The 6,897-nt window shown below is 52.3% G+C and carries 5 protein-coding genes; all 5 read left to right on the forward strand.

The window, feature by feature from the left end; translation table 11 throughout:
- The first annotated feature begins 306 nt into the window (after positions 1-306).
- A complete protein-coding gene (locus Q0294_RS04115) occupies positions 307-1,461 on the forward strand; it encodes a hypothetical protein (RefSeq protein WP_299461207.1) in 1,155 nt (384 codons plus the stop codon).
- A gap of 141 nt (positions 1,462-1,602) precedes the next feature.
- Entirely contained in the window at positions 1,603-3,324 is a 1,722-nt protein-coding gene (gene polX, locus Q0294_RS04120) for a DNA polymerase/3'-5' exonuclease PolX (RefSeq protein ID WP_299461209.1), read from the forward strand.
- Between the two features lie 70 nt (positions 3,325-3,394).
- Entirely contained in the window at positions 3,395-4,882 is a 1,488-nt protein-coding gene (locus tag Q0294_RS04125) for an AAA family ATPase (protein WP_299461211.1), read from the forward strand.
- A gap of 406 nt (positions 4,883-5,288) precedes the next feature.
- On the forward strand, positions 5,289-5,882 hold the full coding sequence (locus Q0294_RS04130) for a hypothetical protein (RefSeq protein ID WP_299461213.1): 594 nt from the start codon (positions 5,289-5,291) through the stop codon (positions 5,880-5,882).
- 164 nt (positions 5,883-6,046) lie between these two features.
- A partial coding sequence (locus tag Q0294_RS04135) for a PA14 domain-containing protein (protein WP_299461215.1) occupies positions 6,047-6,897 on the forward strand: 851 nt, incomplete at its 3' end.

Below are 6,897 nucleotides of genomic sequence, written 5' to 3' on the forward strand. Positions count from 1 at the left end.
CAATTTAACGCTATTATTTACGAACTAAAATACTTTCGGGACACCCACTAGCTAAAATAGAAACAATTGCGAATTCTTACGAATTATCGCTCAAAAACTTAGTTTATCCGACCCAACCAGCAATCTCAATCATTGACATTGGTAGGATCGAAACGGTACAAAAGAGTAACTAATGGATTAGCTCTCGACATTTTCGGTAACACTGGAAATATAGAGAACTTGGCGTGATGGACTACGTCTTCTTTCGGCATGGCTTTCTGCCCCTGGTCGTGCAATTGTGTGGCTCGATTTAAAAAGGTCGAATGGATGATGAGTCTTCGTAAAAACATGAATCTGAAAAAAGTTTGTCTGACAGCCGGATGTCTTCTGGCAGTCGGCATGGTTTCACTCGCCGAGTCTAACGCCGGGGTGATTCCCTGGACGTACAACGCCATTTTTGGGCCAAGCCGAAACGGTCCGATGTACGCCGGCGCTGCACCTCAATCTTATTCCGCCAATTATGGTGGATACGGGATGATGGGATCTGGCAGTTGCTGCGGCGCTCCCGGTTACACAGCCTACTATGGCGGTAATATGGGAATGGCACCGTCGAGACGCAGCACCCGCGCCGCTTATCGCTGGTACCTGATCAACAACCCGCAAGTCGTTGGTGTCAACTATCAAAGTTTTGCCGGAGGAAATTCCTCTCAGTTTGCCAGCGTCGCTTACGGTCCTGGTTGCTGTTCTCCCTGTGACATGGGAGGTTGTTCAACGGGCTCCTGTGGAGCCGGTGGTTGCAGCACCGGTCAATGTGGCGTCTCTTATAATCCCGCCACCGCCAGCACACCGACGCCTGATCCGAATTCCGGCGGTAAAGTTCCCGCACCACGTGAAGTGCAAAGCACGACTCCCAAAACATTTGCCGAAGAGCCGATGACTCCCGGTAAAACAAGCCCCGGTGTCGAAGATTCCGGCTTCGAGTCGCGTCGTTATGATCGGGCGCCAATGGACACGCCGATGCCGAAAAGCGGAACGGAAGATCTGTTCAAAGAACCTTTGAAACGTGACGCCGTAGATCTTCCCATGCCGGGCACGAAACCCGCTCAACCTGATTTCGGAACAGAGACACCAGAACCTGGTACCGAGAAAAAACAGGATGACTTCTTCGGAACGGGCGAAAGTAAAGCATTCAAACCCACTCCCGATGGTAAGTTCCCCAAGACAGCCATCCCCCAGAAGAAAGCGGCTCCCACTCCCAACCCTGGTGAAAAAGCTCCCAAAGCAGAGCAGGAAACCAATCTCCCACCACTGCGAGTGCAGCCTCTGAATCTGGACCAGAAAATTACCTGGAAATCGGCACCAAGAGCAGAACGCTTAACGATCCGGGCGAATTTTTCTGCTCCCGTCGTAGCCAAGCAGGATGTCCCTGCGAATTCCGGCTGGTTTGCCATTACCGATTCCGCAAAAATCGCCAGCAAATAACGGCTGACGCTTCTAAGAATCTACAAAGTGCAAGTGCTTCCCCGCCTTGCACTTTTTTTATGCGCCGCTCGCGTTATTGTTAGGGAATAGAAACTTCAAAATTCATTCGAAACTTTCAGTTTGAGAATCCGGATACCGAACATGCAAAACTCGGAAATTGCACGCCAGTTTGAGGAACTGGCGGATTTGCTGGAAATCCAGGGAGCAAATCCTTTTCGCCTGCGCGCGTATCGCAATGCAGCGCGCACCATCTCGGGTCTTTCTGATTCCATTCAGGACATCGCCAGAAACAGTCCGAACGAATTACAGGAACTGCCCGGCATCGGCAAAGACCTCGCGGAAAAAATTGTCACCATCGTAGAAACGGCGACATTACCTCAACTCGAAGAACTCAAAGAAGAAATTCCCGCCGATGTGGTCCGCATGCTGGATATCCCCGGCATCGGCCCTAAAAAAGTTGCCTTTCTGTTCAAAGAACTCTCAATTCGCTCGCTCGACGATCTCAAGGCGGCTGCCGAAAACGGCGTGATTGCCGAGCAGAAAGGCTTCGGCAAAAAAACGGAGCAAATCATCCTCGAAGGGCTTGAACATCTCAGCCAGGCGGGCAATCGGGTCCGACTCGCGGATGCGAAAGCGCTATCCGATGAAATCATTCACGACCTCGGTGAATTGGATTCCGTGCAGAATATTTCAGAAGCGGGCAGTTGTCGTCGGCGGAAAGAATCGGTCGGCGATCTGGATATTCTCGTCACTTCCAGTCGGCCCAACGAAGTCATGGATGCCTTACAAAATCATGAACTGGTCAAAGCAGTTCTGGCCCGCGGCGAAACCAAACAACGCGTCCGTTTGAATTCCGGTCTGGAACTGGATCTGCGCGTCGTGCCGGAAGAATCGTACGGCGCAGCCCTGCTCTACTTTACCGGCTCGAAGGAACACAACATTGTGCTCCGCCGCCGCTCGCAGGATCGAGGCCTCAAACTGAATGAATACGGCCTGTTTCGTGATGACACACTGGTTTCAGGCAAGACCGAGGAAGACGTGTATCAGACCCTCGATCTCCCCTGGATTCCGCCGGAATTGCGCGAAAACAGAATGGAATTCGCAGCCGCCGAGAAAAACGAACTGCCCGAACTGATCGAACTCAAACAGATTCGCGGCGACCTGCACATGCACACGACAGCCACAGACGGCACCGCATCGATTCTCGAAATGGCGGAAGGCGCGAAAGCCAAAGGTTATCAGTACATCGCCATCACAGATCACTCCAAACGCGTAACGATGGCCAACGGTCTGGACGCGAAACGTCTGCGGGCACACTGGAAAGCCATCGAGAAAGTACAGGAAAAGGTCTCTGATATCCAGATTCTGAAAGGCATTGAATGCGATATCCTGGAAGACGGCAGTATGGATCTGCCCGATGATGTTCTGGCGGAAGCCGACTGGGTCATCGCGGTTCTGCATTACGGTCTGAAACAGCCACAAAAACAGGTCACGCAACGGTTGCTCAATGCCATTCAAAACCCACACGTTTCCATCATCGGGCATCTGACGGGGCGCCTGATCGGTAAACGACCGGGAGCCGATATCAATTACGGCGAGGTCCTCAAGGCGGCCGCCGATCATGGCACGATGCTGGAAATCAACGCGCATCCCCTGCGTCTGGACATCGATGACATTCACGCAGCCAAAGCGAAAGAACTGGGAATTCCGATTGTCATTAATACCGATGCCCACAGTGTGCGCGGTCTGGACGTCATGCAGTACGGCGTTTATCAGGCGCGTCGCGCAGGGCTCACGAAACAAGAGGTCGCCAATACCAGAACCTGGAATCAATTTCGGAAGTTATTGAAAAAGTCGCATTAACCCGTGATCTATTCTCCCTCGATTTCCGTTACCGCTTGAAAAGAATCCGTCTACAGAGGAACGATCATTGATGTCGAATTCACTGGAACTGCTGATTCGCTCAGGAAATCCATTCATCTCCATCGAAACACTGGATGAACAACGCGCCTTGAATCTGGTGCAAGGTGTCGCTCAGAATTTAGACAGGGCGCTTTACGAGTGGTCGACGACGAACGGCTTATGCAAGTTCGCAGGGACCACCTTAAAATCAGCGACGGTCCCCGGAGGCAAACCGGAGCAGACTCTCAGTTTCATCCACAAAAATACCGATGAAGATCTGTTCGTATTCAAAGATCTCGGCGCTTATTGCCGCGATAGTATCGTCAATCGCATGTTGCGCGATCTGATGGAAACCTGCCGCAACAAAAAATCGACCCTGATTCTGATCGACGCCTTCCCCCTGCCCGACGAAATCAAACGTTTTACCGTTCGCTATGAACTGGGCTGGCCGACCACCGAGGAATTATCCGCCGTCATTAAACAGACCTTTAACAAGATCAAAAAAGAGAGCGACGCCGAGATCACCGTGAAACTCACGAAGCGGGAAATGGAACAACTGGTGCTGACGATGCGGGGGCTCAGTTGTAATGAAGTCGAACGCGTGATCACCTCGGCCATCTTGCAGGACAATGATTTAAACGCGAAAGATTTACCGCACATCATCGAGGCCAAACGAACGCTGCTCGGTTCCACAGGCTGCCTGGAATCGATCGCCGTTGATGTCAAACCGGAAGAGGTTGGCGGGCTCGGCAGATTAAAAGACTGGCTGAAACTGCGTCGCGGCGGATTTTCCCGCAAAGCACAGGAGTTTGGCATCGAGCCGCCGCGGGGCGTGCTTATGCTGGGAGTGCCCGGCTCGGGAAAAAGTTTATGCGCCAAAATGGTGGCTTCCGACTGGAACATGCCCTTACTGCGACTCGACCCGGGCATGCTCTACCAGAAATTTATCGGCGAAAGTGAGAGCCAGTTGCGACAGGCACTCTCGCAGGCGGAATCGATGGCCCCCGTGATTTTATGGATTGATGAAATCGAAAAAGCGTTCGCCTCGGCGTCTTCCTCTTCGGCGGATGGCGGTTTATCGAAACGCATGTTTGGAACCCTGCTCGCCTGGATGCAGGATCATCGCCATCCAATTTTCATCATCGCCACCGCGAATGACATCTCGGCACTCCCGCCGGAACTGATGCGCAAAGGGCGCTTTGACGAAGTCTTTTTCGTGGATCTCCCCAACTCCGCGGCCCGTGAACAGATCCTGCGCATCCATCTCCAGCGGCGAAAACGGGACGCCGACCAGTTTGACATTCGCTCCCTCGCCGCAATGGCAGAGGACTTCACCGGCTCGGAACTGGAACAGATCGTGATGTCCGGTTTATTTGCCGCCTTTTCTGAAAATGCAGAAATCGAAGATCGCCATATCGCGAACGAGATTCAGAAAACAAGACCGCTGGCAGTCTTAATGAAAGAACGCATCGCCGAACTACGCCACTGGGCCAACAACCGCTGCGTCTCCGCCGATTAGAAGTGACCCGAGTTTGAAAACAGACGAAAAGCAAGACATCGAGGCCACAAAAAAAGACGCTGTGTTCCACTAAAGATCGACGTGGCGTGCCACTCAGGATCGACGTTGTGTGCCACTGTCGGCTGGCCCGACAGTGCGCGCAGAAACCGCTCCCGGTTTGTCTGCACACGCACAAAAAGTAAGGACTGAACACCTTCCCCACCACCCTGGCAGTCTTTTTTCCATGGTTGAAAATAGAATCCAGCGTGTTGATTTTTAGCAACATCCAGGCAGAACTTCACCGATCTTTTTCAAAATTTGAGTCCGAGAGGCATTTCTTGAAGCAACGAGTTGAAAATCTCCGCAGAATGGGGGACAATTACCAATAGTCAAATGCGCAACCTCTTTTTTCAATCCGAGGATATACATGATCTCTCCCACCACATTCCGCAGAGTGCTGTTTTCCATCCTGGGGCTTTCTCTGGCAATCTATGCCTGCACGGCACATGCTGAAGAAACACCTGCCAAAACCAATGAAGTCCAAATCAAGGACATCACACTTAAAGTTCCCGCGAGCTGGAAAAGTGCTCCCCCGTCCAACAACCTGCGACTGGCGCAATTTGAAATCCCCGCAGTGGAAGGCGACAAGGAACCGGCTGAACTGGTCATCTCTTCTTTCGGCGGTACCGGCGGCGGAACCTCTGCCAACATTACACGCTGGATCGGTCAGTTTGCCAGTGAAGGCCGCAAAGTCAAAGTGACCCAGGGTGAAACGAAAGAAGGCAAATACGTCTTCGCCGATATCAACGGCACCTACAACAAATCGATCGGCCCCCCATTCCTGAGAAAAACAGAGGCCGTTCCTGATTCACAAATGCTCGGCGTGATTCTGGCCATCGAAGGCAAACCCTATTACTTTCTCAAACTGACCGGACCAAAGAAAACCGTCGCGTCAGTTCTAGACTCGTTCCGTGCTTCGTTCGGAGCCAATGCCAAAGACGAAAAGCCATTCGAACAATAACGAATGGCTGATTTTTTATTTTGCGACCGAGTTAATTTGGATTGTTAACCAACCACTTTTCAGCACTGAAGCCTCCCTTCATCATGATCTGCCATCAAATGCAAGCGCTCAGGTTCAGCGTTTTTTTACGCCTGTCTGGTTTATTATTTGGTTGTCTCTTACTCATGATCGTCGGGAGGAATCTGGCGGCTGAAGAAATCGATCCGGAAGAAGGCGACTACCCGCCCGGTCTGCTCGCCACTTATCAGGCCGGTGAAAAACGCGTGCAGCGCATTGATCCGGATATCGCCTTTAACTGGGGCACCAGTGCGCCGCTGCCGCAACTCTCCGACAAAAACTTCTCCGCAGAATGGACCAGCCTGATTCTGGTAAAACAGCCGGGCGAGTACCAGCTCTCGGCTTATCTCACCGGGGAAATCAAAGTCGAAATCGCCGGCAAAACGGTACTGGAAGGCAAACGCGAAACGGCCGGCTGGGTTGTGGGACCAAAGTACGAACAGAATTTCGGTGAATTCGAACTGCAGGTCTCTTACAAAAAGATCGCTCCTCAGGCACGCGTGCAGTTATTCTGGTCTTCGAATCTGTTCGGGCTGGAACCGATTCAGGCGAATATTCTCTACCGGGAAGAAGGGAGTCCGGAAGTCGCGCAAATTTCCCGCGGCCGAACCCACTTCGACGCCCATCGCTGCAACCGCTGTCATCAGCGCGAAAACCAGTTGACCAGCCCCGCCGCTCCCGATCTGACGTATGTCACGACCGCGCTCAACCCGGAATGGATGATCCGAAAAATCAAGAATGACGACAGCGTCGCCGCACATGCGAAAATGCCCTTCTTCGGATTCAACGATCAGGAAGCCGCAGCCATCGCCGCCTATCTGTTCGCAAATTCAAAAACCGCTTCGCTCAATAAAATCCCGGCTCCGAAAAAAGACAAAAAAACCAAGCAGGCTTTGACCCGCGATGAAGAACAGCGCGAAGGGGAAATCCTGATGCGTTCGGTCGGCTGTCTGGCCTG

This window comes from uncultured Gimesia sp. (genome assembly GCF_937919775.1).
Lineage (GTDB): Bacteria > Planctomycetota > Planctomycetia > Planctomycetales > Planctomycetaceae > Gimesia.